The sequence below is a fragment of the Pseudoxanthomonas sacheonensis genome (assembly GCF_010093305.1).
Lineage (GTDB): Bacteria > Pseudomonadota > Gammaproteobacteria > Xanthomonadales > Xanthomonadaceae > Pseudoxanthomonas_A > Pseudoxanthomonas_A sacheonensis.
The window spans coordinates 70,272-93,850 of the sequence record NZ_PDWS01000020.1 but is presented as its reverse complement, the minus strand read 5'-3'; the positions used below and the strand labels follow the sequence as shown (position 1 = coordinate 93,850).

General features: G+C 64.4%; 16 protein-coding genes, 4 tRNA genes and 1 pseudogene. 2 read left to right on the top strand and 19 right to left on the bottom strand.

Translation table 11 applies throughout. From position 1 onward, the window contains the following. Nucleotides 1-57 precede the first annotated feature (57 nt). From tuf (CSC73_RS15740) to CSC73_RS15650, 19 genes and pseudogenes are all read right to left on the bottom strand, one after another. Nucleotides 58-1,248, bottom strand: a complete 1,191-nt coding sequence (gene tuf / locus CSC73_RS15740) for an elongation factor Tu (RefSeq protein WP_163842163.1) — start codon at nt 1,246-1,248, stop codon at nt 58-60. Between the two features lie 105 nt (nt 1,249-1,353). Then, nucleotides 1,354-3,444 (bottom strand): elongation factor G, encoded by a 2,091-nt coding sequence (fusA, locus tag CSC73_RS15735; RefSeq protein WP_163842161.1) that lies wholly within the window; start codon nt 3,442-3,444, stop codon nt 1,354-1,356. Between the two features lie 166 nt (nt 3,445-3,610). Further along, nucleotides 3,611-4,078, bottom strand: a complete 468-nt coding sequence (gene rpsG / locus CSC73_RS15730; protein WP_163842159.1) for a 30S ribosomal protein S7 — start codon at nt 4,076-4,078, stop codon at nt 3,611-3,613. 49 nt (nt 4,079-4,127) lie between these two features. Beyond that, the gene (gene rpsL, locus CSC73_RS15725; protein ID WP_093290174.1) at nt 4,128-4,502 is read right to left on the bottom strand and encodes a 30S ribosomal protein S12; all 375 of its coding nucleotides are present in this window, start codon (nt 4,500-4,502) and stop codon (nt 4,128-4,130) included. A gap of 222 nt (nt 4,503-4,724) precedes the next feature. After that, the gene (rpoC, locus tag CSC73_RS15720) at nt 4,725-8,954 is read right to left on the bottom strand and encodes a DNA-directed RNA polymerase subunit beta' (RefSeq protein WP_163842145.1); all 4,230 of its coding nucleotides are present in this window, start codon (nt 8,952-8,954) and stop codon (nt 4,725-4,727) included. Between the two features lie 119 nt (nt 8,955-9,073). Continuing rightward, nucleotides 9,074-13,225: a DNA-directed RNA polymerase subunit beta gene (gene rpoB / locus CSC73_RS15715; RefSeq protein ID WP_163842141.1), complete on the bottom strand. Its 4,152-nt coding sequence runs from the start codon at nt 13,223-13,225 to the stop codon at nt 9,074-9,076. A 342-nt stretch (nt 13,226-13,567) separates the two neighbouring features. Beyond that, the gene (rplL, locus tag CSC73_RS15710; protein WP_093290176.1) at nt 13,568-13,939 is read right to left on the bottom strand and encodes a 50S ribosomal protein L7/L12; all 372 of its coding nucleotides are present in this window, start codon (nt 13,937-13,939) and stop codon (nt 13,568-13,570) included. 150 nt (nt 13,940-14,089) lie between these two features. After that, nucleotides 14,090-14,608: pseudogene (rplJ, locus tag CSC73_RS15705) on the bottom strand (50S ribosomal protein L10); the annotation flags it as partial. A 557-nt stretch (nt 14,609-15,165) separates the two neighbouring features. Continuing rightward, nucleotides 15,166-15,864: a 50S ribosomal protein L1 gene (gene rplA / locus CSC73_RS15700; protein ID WP_163842136.1), complete on the bottom strand. Its 699-nt coding sequence runs from the start codon at nt 15,862-15,864 to the stop codon at nt 15,166-15,168. 4 nt (nt 15,865-15,868) lie between these two features. Beyond that, nucleotides 15,869-16,297, bottom strand: a complete 429-nt coding sequence (gene rplK / locus CSC73_RS15695; RefSeq protein ID WP_093290179.1) for a 50S ribosomal protein L11 — start codon at nt 16,295-16,297, stop codon at nt 15,869-15,871. Between the two features lie 96 nt (nt 16,298-16,393). Next, the gene (nusG, locus tag CSC73_RS15690) at nt 16,394-16,951 is read right to left on the bottom strand and encodes a transcription termination/antitermination protein NusG (protein WP_163842134.1); all 558 of its coding nucleotides are present in this window, start codon (nt 16,949-16,951) and stop codon (nt 16,394-16,396) included. A 13-nt stretch (nt 16,952-16,964) separates the two neighbouring features. Then, the gene (secE, locus tag CSC73_RS15685) at nt 16,965-17,357 is read right to left on the bottom strand and encodes a preprotein translocase subunit SecE (RefSeq protein ID WP_163842131.1); all 393 of its coding nucleotides are present in this window, start codon (nt 17,355-17,357) and stop codon (nt 16,965-16,967) included. Between the two features lie 56 nt (nt 17,358-17,413). After that, nucleotides 17,414-17,489 (bottom strand) — tRNA-Trp (locus CSC73_RS15680). 149 nt (nt 17,490-17,638) lie between these two features. After that, nucleotides 17,639-18,829: an elongation factor Tu gene (gene tuf, locus CSC73_RS15675; RefSeq protein ID WP_163842127.1), complete on the bottom strand. Its 1,191-nt coding sequence runs from the start codon at nt 18,827-18,829 to the stop codon at nt 17,639-17,641. 69 nt (nt 18,830-18,898) lie between these two features. Beyond that, a tRNA-Thr gene (locus CSC73_RS15670) sits at nt 18,899-18,974 on the bottom strand. A 56-nt stretch (nt 18,975-19,030) separates the two neighbouring features. Next, nucleotides 19,031-19,104 (bottom strand) — tRNA-Gly (locus tag CSC73_RS15665). Between the two features lie 44 nt (nt 19,105-19,148). Then, nucleotides 19,149-19,234, bottom strand: a tRNA-Tyr gene (locus CSC73_RS15660). A gap of 317 nt (nt 19,235-19,551) precedes the next feature. Continuing rightward, nucleotides 19,552-20,580 (bottom strand): isoaspartyl peptidase/L-asparaginase family protein, encoded by a 1,029-nt coding sequence (locus CSC73_RS15655; RefSeq protein WP_163842123.1) that lies wholly within the window; start codon nt 20,578-20,580, stop codon nt 19,552-19,554. Nucleotides 20,581-20,626: 46 nt separating this feature from the next. Then, on the bottom strand, nt 20,627-21,670 hold the full coding sequence (locus CSC73_RS15650) for a cyanophycinase (RefSeq protein ID WP_246197541.1): 1,044 nt from the start codon (nt 21,668-21,670) through the stop codon (nt 20,627-20,629). A 208-nt stretch (nt 21,671-21,878) separates the two neighbouring features. Here CSC73_RS15650 and CSC73_RS15645 point away from each other — a divergent pair, with 208 nt between their 5' ends. Together CSC73_RS15645 and CSC73_RS15640 are read left to right on the top strand one after the other, a co-directional pair. Then, the gene (locus tag CSC73_RS15645) at nt 21,879-22,466 is read left to right on the top strand and encodes an RNA polymerase sigma factor (RefSeq protein ID WP_163842118.1); all 588 of its coding nucleotides are present in this window, start codon (nt 21,879-21,881) and stop codon (nt 22,464-22,466) included. Next, a complete protein-coding gene (locus tag CSC73_RS15640) occupies nt 22,444-23,547 on the top strand; it encodes a FecR family protein (RefSeq protein ID WP_163842115.1) in 1,104 nt (367 codons plus the stop codon). The genes CSC73_RS15645 and CSC73_RS15640 overlap by 23 nt, the downstream gene beginning before the upstream one ends. The last annotated feature ends 32 nt before the right edge of the window (nt 23,548-23,579 follow it).

The following is a 23,579-nucleotide window of genomic DNA, read 5'->3' as shown; positions in this document are numbered from 1 at the left end:
CGCGGGGATGACGACCTGACAAAGCCGGTTGGGCCATGGCCCAACCGGGTCAGGGCGTCACTTGATGATCTTGGCCACCACGCCGGCGCCGACCGTACGGCCGCCTTCGCGGATCGCAAAGCGCAGGCCTTCGTCCATCGCCACCGGGTTGATCAAGGTGACCACCATCTTCACGTTGTCGCCCGGCATCACCATCTCCACACCCTCCGGCAGCTCGACGGCGCCGGTGATGTCGGTGGTGCGGAAGTAGAACTGCGGACGGTAGCCCTTGAAGAACGGGGTGTGACGGCCGCCTTCGTCCTTGGACAGGACATAGACCTCGGCCTCGAACTCGGTGTGCGGCTTGATCGAGCCCGGCTTGCACAGCACCCGGCCGCGCTCCACGTCGTCGCGCTTGGTGCCGCGCAGCAGCAGTCCGGCATTGTCGCCCGCCTGGTCCTGGTCCAGCAGCTTGCGGAACATCTCAACGCCGGTGACCGTGGTCTTCTGCGTATCGCGGATACCCACGATCTCGATTTCCTCGCCCACCTTGATCACGCCGCGCTCGATACGGCCGGTCACCACTGTGCCGCGACCGGAGATGGAGAACACGTCTTCCACCGGCATCAGGAACGGCTTGTCCACGTCGCGCTCGGGCTCCGGGATGAAGGTGTCCAGCGCTTCGACCAGCTTGATGATCGACGGCACGCCGATCTCGCTCTGGTCGCCTTCCAGCGCCAGACGGGCCGAGCCGGGGATGATCGGGGTGTCGTCGCCCGGAAAGTCGTACTTGGTCAGCAGCTCGCGTACTTCCATCTCCACCAGCTCCAACAGCTCGGCGTCGTCCACCATGTCGGCCTTGTTCAGGAACACCACGATGTGCGGCACGCCCACCTGGCGCGACAGCAGAATGTGCTCGCGGGTCTGCGGCATCGGGCCGTCGGCGGCCGAGCACACCAGAATCGCACCGTCCATCTGCGCCGCACCGGTGATCATGTTCTTCACATAGTCGGCGTGGCCCGGGCAGTCCACGTGGGCGTAGTGGCGGTTGGCCGACTCGTATTCCACGTGCGCCGTGGAAATCGTGATCCCGCGCGCCTTCTCTTCCGGCGCCGCGTCAATCTGGTCGTAACCCTTGAACTCGCCACCGAAACGTTCCGCACCGATCTTCGTCAGCGCCGCCGTCAGCGTCGTCTTGCCGTGGTCAACGTGACCAATCGTGCCCACGTTCACGTGCGGCTTGGTGCGTTCGAATTTACCCTTTGCCATGACTTTCTCTCTTGTAAAACGGGATTCGGGATTCGGGATTGGAGATTCGCAAGAACGGGTTCGCTTTCTACGAATCCCAAATCACGAATCCCCACTCCCAGCTTCTTAGTTCTTCTTGACGACCGCTTCGGCGATGTTGGCCGGCGCTTCGGCGTAATGGTCGAATTCCATGGTGAAGGTGGCGCGACCCTGCGACATCGAGCGCAGCGTGGTGGCATAGCCGAACATCTCGCCCAGCGGAACCATCGCGTTGATCACCTTGCCCGACGGACTATCGTCCTGGCCTTGCAGGATGCCGCGACGACGGCTCACGTCGCCCATCACGTCGCCCAGGTAATCCTCGGGCGTCACGATCTCGACCTTCATCATCGGCTCCAGCAGCACGGGACTGGCCTTGCCGAAAGCTTCCTTGAACGCCATCGAGCCGGCGACCTTGAACGCCATTTCGTTGGAGTCGACGTCATGGAACGAGCCGTCCACGGCCTTGATCGCGATGTCCACCACCGGGAAACCGGCCAGCGGACCGCTCTTCATGGCCTCTTCGATGCCCTTGCCCGACGCGGTGACATATTCCTTCGGCACCACGCCACCGACGATGGCGTTCTCGAAGGTGAAGCCCACGCCGCGTTCCTGCGGTTCCATCTCGATGACGATGTGGCCGTATTGGCCGCGACCGCCGGACTGGCGCACGAACTTGCCTTCCTGCTTGACGCCCTTGCGGATCGTCTCGCGGTAGGCCACCTGCGGCTTGCCGACGTTGGCTTCCACGTTGAACTCGCGCTTCATGCGGTCCACCAGGATGTCCAGGTGCAGCTCGCCCATGCCGGCGATGATGGTCTGGCCCGACTCTTCGTCGGTGCGCACGCGGAACGAGGGATCTTCCTGCGCCAGACGGCCCAGGGCGATGCCCATCTTTTCCTGGTCGGACTTGGTCTTCGGTTCGACCGCCATCGAGATGACGGGCTCCGGGAACACCATGCGCTCCAGGGTGATGATGTGGTCCTGCGCGCACAGGGTGTCGCCGGTGGTCACGTCTTTCAGACCCACCGCGGCGGCGATGTCGCCCGCACGCACTTCCTTGATCTCGCTGCGCTCGTTGGAGTGCATCTGCAGGATGCGGCCCACGCGCTCTTTCTTCGACTTGACCGGGTTATAGACCTGGTCGCCGGAGTTGAGCACGCCCGAGTAGACGCGGAAGAACGTGAGCGCGCCCACGAACGGGTCGGTCATGATCTTGAACGCCAGCGCCGAGAACGGCGCGGTGTCGGTGGCCGGACGCGAATCTTCCTTCTCGTCCTCGTCGATGCCTGCGACCGGCGGACGGTCGGACGGCGACGGCAGCAGGTGCACGACGCCGTCGAGCATGGCCTGCACGCCCTTGTTCTTGAACGCGCTGCCGCAGAACACGGGCACGATCTCGACCTTCAGGGTGCGCTGGCGCAAGCCGTCGATGATTTCGGTTTCGGACAGCTCGCCCTCGTTGAGGTACTTGTCCATCAGTTCTTCGGTGGCTTCGGCGGCGGCCTCGACCATGAACGCGCGCGCGGCCACGGCCTTGTCCTGCAACTCGGCCGGGATTTCGCGGTATTCGAAGGTGGTGCCCTGCGAGGCGGTATCCCAGTGGATGGCCTTCATCTTCAGCAGATCGACCACGCCCTCGAAGCCTTCTTCGGCGCCGATCGGCACCTGCATGGGCACGGCGTACGCGCCCAGGCGGCTCTTCAGCTGCTCGACGACCTTGTCGAAGTTGGCGCCGGTGCGGTCCATCTTGTTGACGAACGCCATGCGCGGCACGGAGTACTTGTTGGCCTGGCGCCACACGGTCTCGGACTGCGGCTGCACGCCGCCGACGGCGCACAGCACGAATACCGCGCCGTCGAGCACGCGCAGGGAACGCTCGACTTCGATGGTGAAGTCGACGTGACCTGGGGTGTCGATGATGTTGAAGCGGTGTTCGGCCATGGACTTGTCCATGCCCTTCCAGAACGCCGTGGTCGCCGCGGAGGTGATGGTGATGCCACGCTCCTGCTCCTGCTCCATCCAGTCCATGGTCGCGGCGCCATCGTGCACTTCACCGATCTTGTGGCTGACGCCGGTGTAGAACAGGATGCGTTCCGACGTGGTGGTCTTGCCCGCGTCGATGTGGGCCATGATGCCGAAGTTGCGGTAACGCTCGATGGGAGTGGTGCGAGCCACGACAGTCTCTCTTTGTTTTTGTGTTTGCGGATGGCCGAACGCCGCCCGTGGGCGGCCTTCGGATTCGTCATGCGGCCATTACCGCCGCAAGGGCACCTAAATGGTGCCGATAGGTCCGCGTTTCAAGGCGCCAGCGATACGCACAGCGCCCGCGGACCGGGGCAAATCACCAGCGGTAGTGCGCGAACGCCTTGTTCGCTTCCGCCATGCGGTGGGTTTCTTCACGCTTCTTGATGGCGCCGCCGCGGTTTTCCGAGGCGTCCAGCAGCTCGGCAGCCAGCTTGCGCGGCATGCTGTTTTCGCCGCGCTTGCGGGCCGATTCGATCAGCCAGCGCATGGCCAGGGCCAGGCGGCGCGACGAACGCACTTCGACCGGCACCTGGTAGGTGGCGCCGCCGACGCGACGCGACTTCACTTCGACCGTCGGCGAGATGTTGTCCAGCGCCTTCTCGACCAGCTCGAGGGCGTTGGGGTTCTTTTCGCTGATCACGTCCATGGCGCCGTACACGATCTTCTCAGCGACGGACTTCTTGCCGCTGTACATGACCATGTTGATGAAACGGGCGATGGTGTGGCTGCCGTGCTTGGGGTCCGGCAGGACGGTACGCTGTGGGGTTGAGCCTTTACGCGACATGGTCTACTTACCTATTCAAATCTGTGGTTTGGCGACGAAACGCGCCTTGTTAGGACTTCGGACGCTTGGCGCCGTACTTGGAACGGCCCTGGCGGCGCTTGGCGACGCCGGAAGCGTCCAGCGAGCCGCGAACGGTGTGGTAACGCACACCCGGAAGATCCTTCACGCGGCCGCCGCGCACCAGCACCACGGAGTGCTCCTGCAGGTTGTGGCCTTCACCGCCGATATAGCTGATGATTTCTTCCTGGTTGGTCAGGCGCACCTTGGCCACCTTGCGCAGCGCCGAGTTCGGCTTCTTCGGGGTGGTGGTGTAGACGCGCGTGCAGACGCCGCGACGCTGCGGGCACTTGTCCAGCGCGGGCGACTGGCTCTTGTAGGTAGGGGCCTGCCGCGGCTTGCGGACGAGCTGGTTGATCGTTGCCATCTTTATGGATTCTTCGGATGTAAGGCCGGAGCCTTGTGCGTGAAAATGACGGCAGGCCGCATGACGGCCCGCCGAGACAGGAAAGTATAGCTGGCAGGTTAAAACCCCGTCAACCGACGGGTTCAGCCTGCTGGCCCTCCTGGGCCGGAACACGGGGCGCGTCCTGCGCCCCATTTCTCTTGGCTCCCCTGCCCGGCCGGACCGGGAAGGGGCTAGTGCTGCTTACTCTTCGCTGCCCGCGGCCGATTCGGCGGCGGCTACCGGCTCGGCGGCCGGGGTTTCGGCCGGGGTGGTGGAAACCAGGGCTTCCATTTCCGAGTCGGTCAGGCCCGAGGCGTTGCGGCGGCGGCTGGCGTGGTAGGTCAGGCCGGTACCGGCCGGGATCAGACGGCCGACGATCACGTTTTCCTTCAGGCCGCGCAGATTGTCGCGGGTGCCGCGGACGGCAGCCTCGGTCAGCACGCGGGTGGTTTCCTGGAAGGAAGCCGCCGAGATGAACGACTCGGTGGCCAGCGAGGCCTTGGTGATGCCCAGCAGGACCGGGTCGTACTTGGCCGGCAGCTCGTTCTTGGCCAGGACCTTGATGTTCTCCTCCAGCACGCGCTGCTTCTCGGCCTGTTCGCCGTGCAGGTACTTGGTGTTGCCGGCGTCGGTGATCTCGACCTTGCGCAGCATCTGGCGGGTGATCACCTCGATGTGCTTGTCGTTGATCTTCACGCCCTGCAGGCGGTAGACGTCCTGGATTTCCTTGACCAGATAGGCGGCCAGCGGCTCGACGCCCAGCAGGCGCAGGATGTCCTGCGGCGACGGTTCGCCGTCCACCACGGTTTCGCCCTTGGCCACGTGCTCGCCTTCGAACACGATGATCTGGCGGAACTTGGGAATCAGCTCCTCGTGTTCGCTGCCATCGGTGTCCTTGATGATCAGGCGCTGCTTGCCCTTGGTGTCCTTGCCGAAGCTGATGATGCCCGAGCGCTCGGCCAGGATCGCCGGATCCTTGGGCTTGCGCGCTTCGAACAGATCGGCCACGCGCGGCAGACCACCGGTGATGTCGCGGGTCTTGGAGGCTTCCTGCGGCACCTTGGTGACCACGTCGCCCACGCCGACGGCGGCGCCGTCCTGCAGGTTGACGATGGAGCGCGGCGGCAACAGGTACTGCGCCGGCAGGTCGGTACCGGGGATGTTGAGGTCCTTGCCGGCCTTGTCGACGATGCGCACGACCGGGCGCAGGTCCTTGCCCATCGAGCCGCGACGCTTCGGATCGGTGATCTCGCGCGAGGCCAGGCCGGTCAGTTCGTCGGTCTTCTCCATCACGGTGATGCCGTCGACGAAGTCCACGAAGCGCACGAAACCGGCCACTTCCGACACGATCGGGTGGTTATGCGGATCCCAGTTGGCGACCGACTGGCCGGCCTTGATGGCCGCGCCGTCCTTGACCGTGATGGTGGCGCCGTAAGGCAGCTTGTAGCGCTCGCGCTCGCGGCCGTGGCCGTCCAGCACCGACAGTTCGCCCGAACGCGACACCGCGACCAGGTGGCCGTTGGCGTGCTCGACGAACTTGAGGTTGTTGAACTTGATCGAACCGGTGGTCTTGACCGTGATGTTGTCCACCGCAGCCGCACGCGAAGCCGCGCCGCCGATGTGGAAGGTACGCATGGTCAGCTGAGTGCCGGGCTCGCCGATCGACTGGGCGGCGATGACGCCGACCGCTTCGCCGATGTTGACGATGTGGCCACGGGCCAGGTCGCGGCCGTAGCAGTGCGAGCACACGCCGAAGTCGGATTCGCAGGTGATGGTGGAACGCACCTTCAGCGATTGCACGCCGGCGTCCTCGAGCTTCTGCACCCAGGCTTCGTCCAGCAGCGTGTTGCGGGTGACGATGGGATCCTCGTCGTTGCCCGGCAGGAACACGTCCTCGGCCACGATGCGGCCCAGTACGCGCTCGCGCAGCGGCTCGACCACGTCGCCGCCTTCCACGATCGGAGTCATGGTCAGGCCTTCCTTGGTGCCGCAGTCGACCTCGGTGATCACCACGTCCTGCGCCACGTCGACCAGGCGACGGGTCAGGTAACCGGAGTTCGCCGTCTTCAGCGCGGTATCGGCCAGACCCTTACGGGCGCCGTGGGTGGAGTTGAAGTACTCCTGCACGTTCAGGCCTTCGCGGAAGTTCGCCTTGATGGGCGTCTCGATGATGGAGCCGTCGGGACGCGCCATCAGGCCGCGCATGCCGGCCAGCTGGCGGATCTGCGCCTGCGAACCACGCGCGCCGGAGTCGGCCATGATGTACAGCGAGTTCATCGACTTCTCGTTGATGGTCTCGCCCTTGGCGTTCTGCACCTTGTCGGTACCGATGGTGTCCATCATCGCCTTGGCGATGCGCTCGTTGGTGCGCGACCAGATGTCGACCACCTTGTTGTAGCGCTCGCCGGCGGTGACCAGACCGCTCTGGTACTGCTCCTGGATTTCCAGCACTTCCTGCTCGGCTTCGCCCAGGATGCCCTTCTTCTCGACCGGGATCAGCATATCGTCGATGCCGATGGACACGCCGGCGCGCGTGGCGTACGCGAAGCCGGTGTACATCAGCTTGTCGGCGAACACCACGGTGTCCTTCAGGCCCAGCATGCGGTAGCTGGAGTTGATCAGGCGGCTGATGGCCTTCTTGTTCAACTCGGTGTTGGCCAGCGCGAACGGCAGGCCTTCCGGCAGGATCTCAGCCAGCAGCGCGCGGCCGATCGTGGTTTCCACGATGCTGGCCTGCTTGGACTTGCTGCCGTCCTCATTGGTGACCACTTCGGTGATGCGCACCTTGACCTTGGCGTGCAGTTCGACCGCACGGTTGTCGTAAGCGCGCTTGACCTCGGCGATGTTGGCGAAGGCCATGCCCTCGCCTTTCTTGTTTTCCAGCGCGCGGGTCATGTAGTACAGACCCAGCACCACGTCCTGCGACGGCACGATGATCGGCTCGCCGTTGGCGGGCGACAGGATGTTGTTGGTGGACATCATCAGCGCGCGCGCTTCCAGCTGGGCCTCGAGGCTCAGCGGGACGTGCACGGCCATCTGGTCGCCGTCGAAGTCGGCGTTGAACGCGGTGCAGACCAGCGGATGCAGCTGGATGGCCTTGCCTTCGATCAACACCGGCTCGAACGCCTGGATGCCCAGACGGTGCAGGGTCGGCGCACGGTTCAGCAGTACCGGATGTTCGCGGATGACTTCTTCCAGGATGTCCCAGACTTCGGCTTCTTCGCGCTCGACCAGCTTCTTGGCGGCCTTGATGGTGGTGGCCAGGCCACGACGCTGCAGCTTGGCGAACACGAACGGCTTGAACAGTTCCAGCGCCATCTTCTTCGGCAGGCCGCACTGGTGCAGCTTCAGGTACGGACCGACCACGATCACCGAACGGCCGGAGTAGTCGACGCGCTTGCCCAGCAGGTTCTGGCGGAAGCGGCCCTGCTTGCCCTTGATCATGTCGGCCAGCGACTTCAGCGGACGCTTGTTGGTGCCGGTGATGGCGCGGCCGCGGCGGCCGTTGTCCATCAGGGCATCGACCGATTCCTGCAGCATGCGCTTTTCGTTGCGCACGATGATGTCCGGAGCGTTGAGCTCCAGCAGGCGACGCAGGCGGTTGTTGCGGTTGATGACGCGGCGGTACAGATCGTTGAGGTCGGAGGTCGCGAAGCGGCCGCCGTCCAGCGGCACCAGCGGACGCAGGTCCGGCGGAAGCACGGGCAGCACGGTCATCACCATCCATTCCGGACGGTTGCCCGACTCCAGGAAGGCTTCGACCAGCTTGATGCGCTTGGTGAGGCGCTTGAGCTTGGTTTCCGAACCGGTGCTGGCGATTTCCTCGCGCAGGTTCACCATTTCCGACTGCAGATCGATCGTGCGCAGCAGGTCGTAGACCGCCTCGGCGCCCATGGCGGCGTCGAAGTCGTCGCCGTATTCCTGGCGCGCGGTCATGAACTGCTCTTCGGTCAGCAGCTGGCGGCGCTCAAGCGGGGTCAGGCCCGGCTCGGTGACCACGTAGGCTTCGAAGTACAGCACGCGTTCGATGTCGCGCAGGGTCATGTCCAGCATCAGGCCGATGCGCGAGGGCAGCGACTTGAGGAACCAGATGTGCGCGACCGGCGAGGCCAGGTCGATGTGGCCCATGCGCTCGCGGCGCACCTTGGCCAGGGTCACTTCGGTGCCGCACTTCTCGCAGACCACGCCACGGTGCTTCATGCGCTTGTACTTGCCGCACAGGCACTCGTAGTCCTTGATCGGTCCGAAGATGGCGGCGCAGAACAGGCCGTCGCGTTCGGGCTTGAAGGTGCGGTAGTTGATGGTTTCCGGCTTCTTCACTTCGCCGAAGGACCACGAGCGGATCAGATCGGGCGATGCGAGCGCGATCTTGATGGCGTCGAAGTCCAGCGACTGGCGCTGCTGGTTGAAGAGATTCAGTAGGTCTTTCATTTTTGTCTCCTGAGGGAGCGGAATTCGGGATTAGAGATTCGGGATTCGCAAGAGCGGGGATTTCAGGGTCAAGGATCCGCAATTGCCGAATCCCGTATCCCGAATCCCCATTCCCGTTTTCACTCTTCCAATTCCATGTTGATGGCGAGCGAGCGGATTTCCTTGACGAGAACGTTGAAGGATTCCGGCATGCCCGCGACCATCTCGTGTTCGCCGTCGACGATGTTCTTGTACATCTGGTTGCGGCCCTGCACGTCGTCCGACTTGACCGTCAGCATTTCCTGCAGGGTGTGCGCGGCGCCGTAAGCCTCCAGCGCCCAGACTTCCATTTCGCCGAAGCGCTGGCCGCCGAACTGCGCCTTGCCGCCCAGCGGCTGCTGGGTGACGAGCGAGTACGGACCGGTCGAACGCGCGTGCATCTTGTCGTCCACCAGGTGGTTCAACTTCAGCATGTGCATGTAGCCGATCGTGGTCTGGCGGTCGAACGCCTCGCCGGTGCGGCCGTCGTACAGCTGGGTCTGGCCGCTGATCGGCAGGTCGGCGAGCGCAAGCATGTGCTTGATCTCGGACTCGGCCGCGCCGTCGAACACGGGCGTGGCCATCGGCACGCCGTCGGTCAGGTTGCCGGCCAGCTTCAGCAGCTCGTCGTCGCTGAATTCGCCCAGGTTGACGCGCTGTTCGCCCAGCTTCAGATCGTGGTTGTAGATCTGGTCCAGGAACTTGCGCAGGTCGGCGATCTTGGCCTGCTCGTCGAGCATCTTCTGGATCTTGTGGCCCAGGCCTTTCGCGGCCCAACCCAAGTGGACTTCCAGAATCTGGCCGATGTTCATGCGCGACGGCACGCCCAGCGGGTTCAGCACGATGTCGACGGTGCGGCCGTCGGCCGCGTAAGGCATGTCCTCGACCGGAACGATGGTGGACACCACACCCTTGTTGCCGTGGCGGCCGGCCATCTTGTCGCCCGGCTGGATACGGCGCTTCACGGCCAGGTAGACCTTGACCATCTTCAGCACGCCCGGGGCGAGGTCGTCGCCGGCGGTGATCTTGCCGCGCTTGTCGGCGAAGCGGCGCTCGAATTCCTTCTCGTGCGCCTGGATCTGCTTCTGCGCGCGTTCGATGGCGTCGGAGGCGTCGTCGTCCTTCATGCGGATGGCGAACCAGTCGGCCTTCTTCAGGCCGTCCAGGTAGGCGTCGGTGATGGTGTCGCCCTTCTTAAGGCCGGCACCGCCGTTGGCCACCTTGCCCACCAGCAGCGGACGCAGGCGCGCGAAGATCGCGTTCTCGAGGATGCGGAACTGGTCGTCGAAGTCCTTCTTGACGCGCTTGATCTCGTTTTCCTCGATCTGGCGCGCGCGCTTGTCCTTCTCGATGCCGTCGCGGGTGAAGACCTGCACGTCGATGACGGTGCCGTCCATGCCCGGCGGCACGCGCAGCGAGCTGTCCTTAACGTCGGAAGCCTTCTCGCCGAAGATCGCCCGCAGCAGCTTCTCTTCCGGGGTCAGCTGGCTTTCGCCCTTCGGCGTCACCTTGCCGACCATGATGTCGCCGGCGCGCACTTCGGCGCCGATGTACACCACGCCGGATTCGTCCAGGCGGTTCAAGGCCTGCTCGGACACGTTGGGGATGTCGGCGGAGATTTCCTCCGGCCCCAGCTTGGTGTCGCGGGCCACGCAGGTCAGCTCTTCGATGTGGATCGTGGTGTAGCGGTCCTCTTCCACCACGCGCTCGGAGAGCAGGATGGAGTCTTCGAAGTTGTAGCCGTTCCACGGCATGAACGCGATCAGCATGTTCTGGCCCAGGGCCAGCTCGCCGATGTCGGTGGAAGGACCGTCGGCCAGCACGTCGCCGCGCTCGATCACGTCGCCCACGTTCACCAGAGGGGTCTGGTTGATGCAGGTGTTCTGGTTGGAACGCGTGTACTTGATCAGGTTGTAGATATCGACGCCGGCGTCGGTGCCGTCGCCGATCTCGCTCTCGTTGACCTTGACCACGATGCGGGCCGCGTCGATCTGCTCGACGACGCCGCCGCGCTTGGCGTTGACGGTCACGCCGGAGTCGCGAGCCACGGCGCGTTCGATGCCGGTGCCGACCAGCGGCTTCTGCGCACGCAGCGTCGGTACGGCCTGGCGCTGCATGTTGGCGCCCATCAATGCGCGGTTGGCGTCGTCGTGCTCCAGGAACGGAACCAGCGCGGCCGCGATCGACACGGTCTGCATCGGCGACACGTCCATGAAGTCGACCTCGCCCGGCGGCTTCAGCAGCGACTCGCCCTGGTGGCGGCACGGCACGAACTGCTCGGTGAGGCGGCTGTTGTCGTCGTGCAAGGCGTTGGCCTGGGCGATGACGAACTCGTTTTCCTCGATCGCCGACAGGTATTCGATCTCGTCGGTGATCTGGCCGTCCACGACCTTGCGGTACGGGGTCTCGAGGAAGCCGTAGCTGTTGGTGCGCGCGTACACGGCCAGCGAGTTGATCAGGCCGATGTTCGGGCCTTCAGGCGTCTCGATGGTGCAGACGCGGCCGTAGTGAGTCGGGTGCACGTCGCGCACTTCGAAGCCGGCGCGTTCGCGGGTCAGGCCGCCCGGGCCAAGCGCCGAGACACGACGCTTGTGGGTGACTTCCGACAGCGGGTTGTTCTGGTCCATGAACTGCGACAGCTGGCTGGAACCGAAGAATTCCTTGATCGCGGCGGCCACCGGCTTGGCGTTGATCAGTTCCTGCGGGGTCAGGCCTTCGGACTCGGCCATCGACAGGCGTTCCTTCACGGCGCGCTCGACGCGGACCAGGCCCACGCGGAACACGTTCTCGGCCATTTCGCCGACCGAACGCACGCGGCGGTTGCCCAGGTGGTCGATGTCGTCGACGGTGCCGCGGCCGTTGCGGATCTCGGTCAGGACCTTGATCACTTCCAGGATGTCGGAAGTCTCGCCCTGCGCGGCGACCAGGCGCTTGGACTCGTCGTCGTTGCGGTTGCTGAAGTATTTATGGTCGAACAGCACGGACTCGCCGGTGACTTCCTTGCGGCCGACACGGCGGTTGAACTTCATACGGCCCACGCCCGACAGGTCGTAGCGCTCGAAGGTGAAGAACAGGTTGTGGAACAGGTTCTGCGCAGCGTCCTTGGTCGGCGGCTCGCCGGGACGCATCATGCGGTAGATCTCGACCAGCGCTTCCAGCTGCGTCTTGGACGGATCGATGCGCAGGGTGTTGGAGATGTACGGGCCGCGATCCAGATCGTTGATCCAGAGCGTGCCCACCGCATCCACACCGGCCTTGCGGAACTTGGCCAGCTGCTCTTCGGTGATTTCGTCGTTGGCGGTGGCCAGCAGCTCGCCGGTGCCGGCGTCGATCACGTCGTGCGACAGTACGCGGCCGACCAGGTAGTCGTCCGGCACGGCCAGTGCGGCGATGCCCGACTGCTCCAACTGCTTCACGTGGCGCGCGGTGATGCGCTTGCCGGCCTCGACGATGATCTTGTCGCCGTCGGCCAGGTCGAAGTTCAGGGTCTCGCCGCGCAGGCGTTCGGCCACCAGCTCCAGTTGCACGCCCTCGCCGTCCGGCAGGATGTGGAAGGTGTTGATGTCGAAGAACTCGTTGAGCATTTCTTCGTTGTTGTAGCCCAGCGCGCGCAGCAGGATGGTCACCGGCAATTTGCGGCGACGGTCGATGCGGGTGAACAGCGCGTCCTTGGGGTCGAACTCGAAGTCCAGCCAGGAGCCGCGGTAAGGGATGATGCGGGCGCTGTACAGCAGCTTGCCCGAGCTGTGGGTCTTGCCGCGGTCGTGGTCGAAGAACACGCCCGGCGAACGGTGCAGCTGCGAGACGATCACGCGCTCGGTGCCGTTGACGATGAAGGTGCCGTTGTCGGTCATGAGCGGGATTTCGCCCAAGTAGACCTCCTGCTCCTTCACGTACTTGATTGCCTTGGTGGAGGACTCGCGGTCGTAGATCACCAGGCGCACGGTCACGCGCAACGGCGCGCCGTAGCTGAGGCCGCGGTTGCGGCACTCGCGCTCGTCGAACACCGGGTCGCCCAGCTTGTAGCCCACGTATTCCAGCGCGGCGTTGCCGCTGTAGCTGGAGATCGGGAACACCGACTTCAAGGCGGCGTGCAGACCGTGGTCGACGCGCTTGGAAGGCTCGATGTTTTCCTGCAGGAACGAGCGGTAGGAATCTACCTGGATGGCCAGCAGGAACGGGACCTCGAGGATCGAGCGCTGCTTGCCGAAATCCTTGCGGATACGCTTCTTTTCAGTGAACGAGTACGCCATGTGACTTATCGCCTTTTTCAGGGAGCCGCGCGTCCGCGGGTCCGGGGGGAACATCTGTCCGCGGCAGGAGCCCTGCGCGGCACGGGAAAATCGTCAGTTGGAAGTCGCTGGTATTGCCGGCACCAGCACGCCTTCTCTTGCTACTTCCAACTACCAACTCGGGTTTTTTTGCGGGAATGGGGAATAGGGAATGGAGAATCGTCAAAGCGGTGAGGCGCTGCAGCTTTGTTTTTTTGCGATTCCCTATTCCCTATTCTCCATTCCCGGTGAAACGACCGAAGGCCAGGGGCTTTCGCCCCTAGCCTTGGTCTGCCGCCGATGGTGCGTGGCGACGAATACCGCTTACTTCACTTCGACAGTCGCACCAGCGGCTTCGAGATCCTTCTTGAACTTCTCGGCATCTTCCTTCGAAGCGCCTTCCTTGACGACGCCACCGGCTTCGGTGAGGTCCTTGGCTTCCTTCAGGCCCAGGCCGGTGATGGCGCGGACGGCCTTGATGACCTCGACCTTCTTGTCGCCGGCGGACTTCAGGATGATGTTGAACTCGGTCTGTTCTTCGACCGGGCCGGCGGCAGCGGCGGCCGGACCGGCAGCAACGACCGGGGCGGCGGCGGAGACGCCAAACTTTTCTTCGATCGCCTTGACCAGCTCCATGACTTCCATGAGGCTCTTTTCGGCAACGGCGTCGACGATCTGCTCGTTAGACAGGGACATGTTATTTACCTTCGAAAAATTTTCTGGGATGGGTTTCAGTAGTTACGGTGCGACTCAGGCCGGATCGGCCGGAGTTTCGGCCGGGGCTGCTTCCGCTGGGGATGCTGCCGCGACTTCAGTGACCGCTTCAACCGAGCTTTCAGCCGGGGCTTCGGCCGCTGCGTCGGCGACGACGTCGCCTCCGCCCAGCTTGTCGCCCACTGCCTTGATCGCGCGGGCGAACATGCTTGCCGGTTCGGCGAGCACGCGTGCCAGCATGGCCAGGGCCTGCTCACGGGTCGGCAACGAGGCCAACACGTCGACATGACTGGCCGGATACAACTGGCCACCCACGGCTACGAGCTTGGGCTGCAGCTTGTCGTTGCCCTTGGCGAATTCCTTGATCAGACGACCGGCAGCGCCGGGTTCTTCCGTCGAGAACGCGTACAACAAGGGACCGACCAACGAGTCCTTGACGCACTCGTATTCGGTACCTTCGACGGCGCGCGAGGCCAGCGTGTTCTTGACTACTTTCAAGTACACGCCGTTTTCGCGAGCCTTCTTGCGCATCGTGGTCATTTGACCGACCGTGATGCCCGCGTACTCGGCAGCAATCAAGGAGTGGGCCTTGGCGGCGACGTCTGCCAGCTCGGCTACAACTTCTTGCTTCTGAGACAGATTTAGAGCCATACACTCCTCCAAGGCCGGGATTGGTGATTCGTGATTGGGGACTCGTCAAAAGGGGCCAGTGCAACGACGCGCTTCTTCGAATCTCTAATCCCCGTCTCCCAAATCTCGGCACTATCAACTCCGCTCACGGCTCCTGCCGCTTGCGGTCCTGGGCGGTACCCGTCCGTGGGCACCGGGGATGCCGAATGGCTTCCCGGTGGTGGCCTTCTCTAGAACTGGGTTACCAGAAAACTTCTAGAAGGCGGCACCATCTACGCCGGCCCGATCCCTGAACTGCGGATCGAATTAAGCGACCCCGCTGTATCGACGGCGACTCCTTGCCGTAACCAAGCTTCCTTGCCCGTCGCCGATATGCGCCGACCGCGCCTGCGGTCTTTGACAGCCATCGCTTGGGCCGAAGCCTTTTGCGATTGCCCTCAAAATTCTTTGTTGCCCCCTCTCCCGCTTGCGGGAGAGGGTTGGGGTGAGGGTTTGTTTTTCACGTAATGGCGAAGAGCGCCCTCATCCGCCCCTTCGGGGCGCCTTCTCCCGCGAGCGGGAGAAGGGTTGAAGCTTTGTTACTTAAGACTCAGCGAAGACAGGTCCACGGTCACGCCGGGGCCCATGGTCGAGCTCAGCGAGATCTTCTGCAGGTAGGTGCCCTTGGCGGTCGACGGCTTGGCCTTGACCAGGTCCAGCAGCAGCGCCTGCAGGTTGCTCTTCAGCGAGGCGTCGTCGAAGCTGGCCTTGCCCAGGGTGCAGTGGATGATGCCGGCCTTGTCGGTGCGGTAGCGCACCTGACCCGACTTGGCGTTCTTCACGGCTTCGGCCGGGTTCGGCGAAACGGTGCCGACCTTGGGGTTCGGCATCAGGCCGCGCGGGCCCAGCACCTGGCCCAGCTTGCCGACCACGCGCATCGCGTCCGGCGTGGCGATGACCACGTCGTAGTTCAGGTCGCCGGCCAGCATCTTCTCGGCCAGGTCGTCCATGCCCACGGCTTCGGCGCCGGCGGCGATGGCTTCGTCGGCCTTGGCGCCGGCCGGTGCGAACACCGCCACGCGGACCGATTTGCCGGTGCCGGCGGGCAGCACGGTGGAACCGCGCACCTGCTGGTCGGACTTCTTGGCGTCCACGCCGAGGCGCACGGCCACGTCGACGGCTTCCACGAACTTGGTCTTGCTGTTGTCCTTGACGATCTTCAGCGCTTCGTCAATGGAATACGCCTTGCCCGGGGTGACCGCGGCAAAGATCGCTTTCTGTCGTTTGGTCTGTGCCATCGTCTTAGCCCTCTACCGTCAAGCCCATGCTGCGGGCCGAACCCGCAATCGTACGCACCGCCGCATCCAGACTGGCTGCGGTCAGATCGGGTTCTTTCGCCTTGGCGATGTCCTCGAGCTGCTTGCGGGTGACCTTGCCCACCTTCTCGGTGTTGGGGCGCTTGGAACCGGACTGGATGCCGACGGCCTTCTTCAGCAGGACGCTGGCGGGCGTGCTCTTGGTGATGAAGGTGAAGGTACGGTCGGAATAGGCCGTGATGATGACCGGAGTGGGCAGGCCCGGCTCCAGCTTCTGCGTGGCGGCGTTGAACGCCTTGCAGAATTCCATGATGTTCAGGCCGCGCTGGCCCAGCGCAGGACCGACGGGCGGCGACGGATTCGCCTGGCCGGCCTTGACCTGCAGTTTGATGTAACCGACTACTTTCTTTGCCATTTCGATTTACTCCTGGAGTTCAAGCGTCTGCACGTCTTGCGACTGCGGGACTCCTCCCTTCGCTTTGAATCGGGAACCGAAACCGGCCCCCGGCCTTTAGGCTTTCTCCACCTGGCCGAACTCGAGTTCGACCGGGGTAGAGCGCCCGAAAATCAGAACAGCCACGCGCAGGCGGCTCTTCTCGTAATTCACTTCCTCGACCACGCCGTTGAAGTCGTTGAACGGGCCTTCGGTGACGCGCACCATCTGGCCGGGTTCGAACAACACCTTCGGACGCGGCTTCTCGACGCCGTCCTGCACGCGCTGGAGGATGGCATCGGCCTCCTCATCGCGGATCGGCAGCGGACGGTCGGCGGTGCCGCCGATGAAACCCAGGACCTTGGAGGTTTCCTTCACCAGGTGCCAGCTTTCGTTATCCATGCGCGGGATGCCCGCTTCTTCGTGCGTTTCGATCTGCACCAGCACGTAACCGGGGAAGAACTTGCGCTCGGAACGGCGTTTCTGGCCGGAGCGCATTTCGATCACTTCCTCGGTCGGCACCAGCACTTCGCCGAAACGCTCCTGCATGTCGTTGCGGACGATGCGGTCGCGCAGCGCCTGCGCCACCGACTTCTCGAAACCCGAATAGGCGTGTACGACATACCAACGCTTCACTGCGACATTCTCCTCAACGGCCCAGGGTAAAGAACTGTTTCAGCGCGAACTGGATGATCCAGTCGAAGCCGCCCAGCAGCAGGCTCAGCACGGTGACCACGATGGCCACCACCCAGGTCATGCGCAGGGCTTCCTGGCGGGTCGGCCAGACCACCTTGCGCAGCTCGAAACGCGACTCGACCAGGAACTCGCGGGTATCGCGACCCTTGGCCGTGCCCAGGAACACCACCGCGCCCAGCACCAGGCCCACCACCACGGCCAGCGCCCGCAAAGGCGTCGCCCATTGGCCCGCGAACCACCACCACGCCACCAGACCCGCAATCACCAGCGCAAGCGCCAGGGCGTATTTGACGACGTCGCCCGCGGAGGATGCGGCGGCTTTGGAATGTTCGACCTTGCTGTTCATCCGACTCTTTTATGTTTGCGACCGTAGCCATTGACCCGTCGGCTACGCGTTCCAAATGGCGCGCCAGGTAGGACTCGAACCTACAACCTGCGGTTTTGGAGACCGCTGCTCTGCCAGTTGAGCTACTGACGCGTTTCGATTTGTTGCAAACCCTTCAGACGGCGAAGGCGGACCGAAAGTTCGGCCCGCCGTTGTCGCCCTATCAAGCCCTGGATCCCCGCCTTCGCGGGGATGACGACCTGACAAAGCCGGTTGGGCCATGGCCCAACCGGGTCAGGGCGTCACTTGATGATCTTGGCCACCACGCCGGCGCCGACCGTACGGCCGCCTTCGCGGATCGCAAAGCGCAGGCCTTCGTCCATCGCCACCGGGTTGATCAAGGTGACCACCATCTTCACGTTGTCGCCCGGCATCACCATCTCCACACCCTCCGGCAGCTCGACGGCGCCGGTGATGTCGGTGGTGCGGAAGTAGAACTGCGGACGGTAGCCCTTGAAGAACGGGGTGTGACGGCCGCCTTCGTCCTTGGACAGAACGTAAACCTCGGCCTCGAACTCGGTGTGCGGCTTGATCGAACCCGGCTTGCACAGCACCTGGCCGCGCTCCACGTCGTCGCGCTTGGTGCCGCGCAGCAGCAGACCGGCATTGTCGCCCGCCTGGCCCTGGTCCAGCAGCTTGCGGAACATCTCAACGCCGGTGACCGTGGTCTTCTGCGTATCGCGGATACCCACGATCTCGATTTCCTCGCCCACCTTGATCACGCCGCGCTCGATACGGCCGGTCACCACCGTGCCGCGGCCGGAGATGGAGAACACGTCTTCCACCGGCATCAGGAACGGCTTGTCCACGTCGCGCTCGGGCTCCGGGATGAAGGTGTCCAGCGCTTCGACCAGCTTGATGATCGACGGCACGCCGATCTCGCTCTGGTCGCCTTCCAGCGCCAGACGGGCCGAGCCGTGGATGATCGGGGTGTCGTCGCCCGGAAAGTCGTACTTGGTCAGCAGCTCGCGTACTTCCATCTCCACCAGCTCCAGCAGCTCGGCGTCGTCCACCATGTCGGCCTTGTTCAGGAACACCACGATGTGCGGCACGCCCACCTGGCGCGACAGCAGAATGTGCTCGCGGGTCTGCGGCATCGGGCCGTCGGCGGCCGAGCACACCAGAATCGCACCGTCCATCTGCGCCGCACCGGTGATCATGTTCTTCACATAGTCGGCGTGGCCCGGGCAGTCCACGTGGGCGTAGTGGCGGTTGGCCGACTCGTATTCCACGTGCGCCGTGGAAATCGTGATCCCGCGCGCCTTCTCTTCCGGCGCCGCGTCAATCTGGTCGTAACCCTTGAACTCGCCACCGAAACGTTCCGCACCGATCTTCGTCAGCGCCGCCGTCAGCGTCGTCTTGCCGTGGTCAACGTGACCAATCGTGCCCACGTTCACGTGCGGCTTGGTGCGTTCGAATTTACCCTTTGCCATGGCTGCTTCTTCTCGAGTAGATCGTTGGATGGATGGTGTTTTGCTTGGAGCTTTGGTGACGCTTGTGGATGGTGCTCACGAATGGAATCGAACCATCGACCTCCTCCTTACCAAGGAGGTGCTCTACCGACTGAGCTACGTGAGCGTTGAAACTCGGGTGACGCTTTGGTTTTGACTGCTGCCTTGGCGCGTTGCGTTCGTTGGAGCGGGAGACGGGGATCGAACCCGCACCATCAGCTTGGAAGGCTGAGGTTCTACCATTGAACTACTCCCGCGCCGGGGTCTCGCCGATGACACAACCGCTGATGACACATGAAACTGGTGGAGGGAGGTGGATTCGAACCACCGAAGGCGTAAGCCAGCAGATTTACAGTCTGCCCCCGTTGGCCGCTTGGGTATCCCTCCGGATTGCGTAGATTCGATGAAGCCCAGCCGGCCAAATCAAACCGGAGTGAAACAGCCGGAGATTTTGGCCTGTAGTCCGGGTACTGTCAACCGGGCATTCGCTCCGATCTCTGTATAAATGATCCCGGGATGGCACAGGAGCGCTTCGGCATCACTTCCGTTCAGGCAAGCCGAGCGGACCGGGCTGGCAGTCCGACTCCGCAAATTATTGGAGCAGCGACGTGGGAGCGGCGTCCCGCCGCGAGCTCTTGCAGTGCAAATCCAGAAGCAAGAGCTCGCGGCGGGACGCCGCTCCCACGTCGCTGCCACGCTGAATTTCAGGGCTTGACCGTGCCGGCAGGGGGATGAGATGGCAGCGTCTCGTCCGAATACAAGGCCACATGCGGCACGCCGTCGGCGCCGATCCAGCCCCGGTACATGCCTTCGGTATTGAAGGGCGTGCCGATGGCGCCATCGGCGCCCAGCACGATGGCTCCGCCATCGCCGCCCAGCTTGGGGATGACCTGGTTGATGACGGTTTCGCCGGCCTGCTGCGGAGTTTCCTTCAGGTAGGCCATGCGTGCGCAGATGGCGTGCGCGGCGGCGGCGCGGATGTAGAACTCGCCCCAGCCGGTGCCGGATACCGCGCAGGTGGCATTGGCATAGGTACCGGCGCCGATGATCGGCGAGTCGCCCACCCGGCCGTAGCGCTTGTTGGTCATGCCCCCCGTGGAGGTGCCGGCAGCCAGATGGCCCTGCCGGTCCAGCGCCACCGCGCCCACGGTGCCGAAGTGTTTGGCGGTCTCCAGGTCGGCATGGGCCTGGCCGGAAGCTTCTTCCTTGAGCGCCTTCTGCAGCTGCTGCCAACGCTTCTCGGTGCGGAAATACGAAGGGTCGACCAGCGTAACTCCTTGTTCCTTGGCGAATATTTCCGCCCCCTGCCCGACCATCATGACGTGTTCGGACTTCTCCATGACCGCCTGCGCCAGCAGGATCGGGTTTTTCACCGTATGCACGCCGGCCACCGCGCCGGCCTTCAGGGTCGCACCGTCCATCAGCGAGGCGTCCAGCTCGTTTTTGCCGTCGTGGGTGAAGACCGCGCCCTTGCCGGCGTTGAAATGGGGGTCGTCCTCCAGCACGGTGATCGCCGCGGTCACTGCGTCCAACGCGGGTTTGCCGGCCGCCAGCTGCTCGTGACCCTTGCGCAGGGCCAGCTCAAGCGCTGCGCGCACCGCGGCCTCGTCGGCCGGGGTCATGTCGCTGCGCACTACACCGGCGCCGCCATGGATCAGAAGCACGGGCTCCGCAGCCTGGACGGACGGGGCCAGCAGGACCAGCAAGGCAGCGCAAAGACGCAGTTTCTTCATCGGGGTTTCCGGCTTCGGGTGGTAGGGAGTGGTCGGGGAAAGGCTTTCAGTCTAGCGGGCGAACCACCAGGCGGCCCTTCACCACGTCGGCTTCGGAGCGGAAGGCCGGATCCTCGACAGTGAAGGCAGGCAGCAGCAGGCGGCTGCCGGAACCGATGCCGGTCACGTTGAAGCCAGGAAAATCAAGAGCTTGCCCTGCCCGCACCCGGCCATCGATGAATTCCCTATAGTCTTGGGCGCTACCCTTGGCCGCCAGGTCCACCAATCCCTGGGGAACCACCAGCCAGACCTTGCCGTTGGTGTCGGTGAAGACCTTCCCTACCCCGTCGCCGTCGATGCACAGGGCGGTGTTCTCATCCACGCCTAGGCCTTTGATCTGGGCTGTGCCCTGCTCCTTGGACAGGCGGGCGATGAAGGTCAGCAGCCGGCCCAGGCGGTCGCGCGCGCCGAAATGGCTGTCGGTGATGACCTGCCCCGCCGGCAGCGGGGGCAACTGCAGGAAATCGTCGACCAGGGTCACCGCCGGCCCCATCGGATCCTTCAGGGCGTCTTCCGAGGTCAGGCTGCCGCCGTCCATCGCACCGTAGCTGAAGGCCCCCATGATGGCCAGCCCGGCGCTGGTGCCGCCCAGGGGCTTGCCGTCGCGGACGTGCTGATTGAGCGCGTCGTTGAGCGGAGTGCCTTTCCAGAAACGTACATAGTTGGACTGGTCGCCGCCGGCGATGAAGATGCCGTCGGCCTGGCGCACGATCTCCAACACCTTCGGGTCGCTGGCCGCCTGCCGGTCTTCGAAAACCAGCGTCTGCGCGGCGGTGATGCCGCCTATGTCCTTGAAGAATTCGTCCTGCGCTTCGGTGGAACCGGAAGCCCGCAGCACCACGATGCGGCCATGGCCGGCCTTGCCGATCATCCAGCGGAACGCTTCGTAGGGCCATTCGCCGCCGCCGACCAGCATCAGCCCGGGCTGGGTGGCGGCCGGCCGCGGCGCGGCCATGTCGCCTATTTCGTAGTAGTGGTAGCCGTTGCGCTGGGCGCTGTCGCTGCTTATCCGCGCGGCGGCGTGGCCCGCGCAAAGAGCCAAAACCGCCACGCACGACCAGAGCCAAGCCAGGCCAAAGCCTCTGCAGCGTCGGAAAGCGGTTTGCGGTTGGCGCATAGCGATGGGTCCGGGGTACAGGTTGTCGATACAGACGAAGGGGAGCGCCATTCCCCTACCCGAGGACCGGCCCCTACCCGGATTTCCCCCTACTCCGGCTCGCCACCGGCGGCACGGTCGCCGATTGGGTTAAGGTCGGCGCATGAACGAATCGCTCGACGCCTGGTTCGCCCGCGAGATTCTGGTGCACGAACAGGCGCTGGCCTACTTCCTGCGCCGCTGCTGGCCGCACCGGGATGAGCTGCACGACCTGCGCCAGGAGGTCTATGTCCGCGTCTACGAAGCCGCGGGGAAGGCGCTTCCCACCATGCCCAAATCCTTTCTGTTCGCCACGGCGCGGCACCTGATGGCCGACCGCGTGCGTCGCAGCCGGGTGGTATCGATCGAGGCAGTGGGTGATTTCGAGTCGTTGAACGTCTTGATAGATGAGGTGACGCCCGAGCGCTGGTCGAGCGGGCGCCAGATCCTCAAACGGCTGGCCGAAGCCTTCGACCGCCTCCCCGACCGGTGCCGGGAAGTGGTCTGGCTGCGACGGGTCGAGGAACTCCCGCAAAAGGAAGTGGCCATGCGCCTGGGAATCAGCGAGAAAACCGTGGAAAAGCACGTCGCCAAGGGCGTACGCCTGCTCGCCGAGCATTTCTACGGCGATGGCGTGCCCGTTGCCGACGCACGGAACGGGGCGGCGCAGGCCGAAAACGGAAACGGGCATGGCCAGCAGCAGACAGATTGAACAAACCGCGGCGGCCTGGCTGGCCAGGCGCGACGGCGAGGGCTGGGGCGCGCAGGACCAGGCCGGCCTGGAGGCCTGGCTTGCCGAGTCCACCGCGCACCGGGTGGCCTTCCTGCGGCTCGAAGCGGCATGGGCGCATAGCGGACGGCTGAAGGCGCTGGGAGCCGGCGTTCCTGCCGGCCAGATACCGGCGCGCGGACAGTGGGCGCGCTTTTCCTTTGATATGCAGGAGCGCCGCAGCGCCGTCCCCGTCGACGCTCATGCGCCGCAGACCGGCGCTGCGAAAGAGCCGCTCGACCTTCGCGGCCTGACGTTCGCCCCGCGCACACCGCCCCGCGCCTCGCGTGCGGGCGGCTATGCGGGCGCCGCGGCCGCGGTGGTGCTGGCGGTCGCGCTGGGCTGGGGCTGGCAGCGCCATGCCTCGGTGGAACAGGCGTCCTACCTCACCGCGATCGGCGACTTGCGCTCCGTGCCTCTCTCCGACGGATCCAACGCCACCCTGAGCAGCGACAGCAAAATGCTGGTTTCCCTGTCCAATGGCGAACGCCGCATCGACCTGGAACAGGGAGAAGCGTTCTTCGAGGTGGCCAAGGACCCGGGACGGCCGTTCGTGGTCAGCGCCGGCGGGCGGCAGGTGGTGGCCGTGGGCACCCGCTTCGCGGTGCGCCGCAGCGGCGCCGATTTGCGGGTAGTGGTGACCGAAGGCACGGTGCGCCTGCAATCCGAAGCCGGCACCGGGCCGCAACGGATGCCCACCACCCTGCTGCACGCAGGCAATGTGGCGCTGGCGGGCAGCCGCGGCGTGCTGGTGCGCACGGGCACGGTCGAAGAGGCCGAGCGCGATCTTGACTGGCGCAGCGGCTACCTCACCTTCCGCAATACCCCGCTGGCGGACGCGGCCGCCGAGTTCAACCGCTACAACGCACGCAAGATCGTCATGGGCGATGCGCAGGTGTCGGCCATGCGGGTGGGCGGCAATTTCCGCTGGTCCAATACCGAAGCGTTCGTGCGCCTGCTCGAACAGGGCTTCCCGGTGCGGGTCGAGCGCCAGCCGGACCGCATCGTCCTGCACAGCCACTGACGCCCCGCTCTTCCCCGCCGCCAGGGCCGATG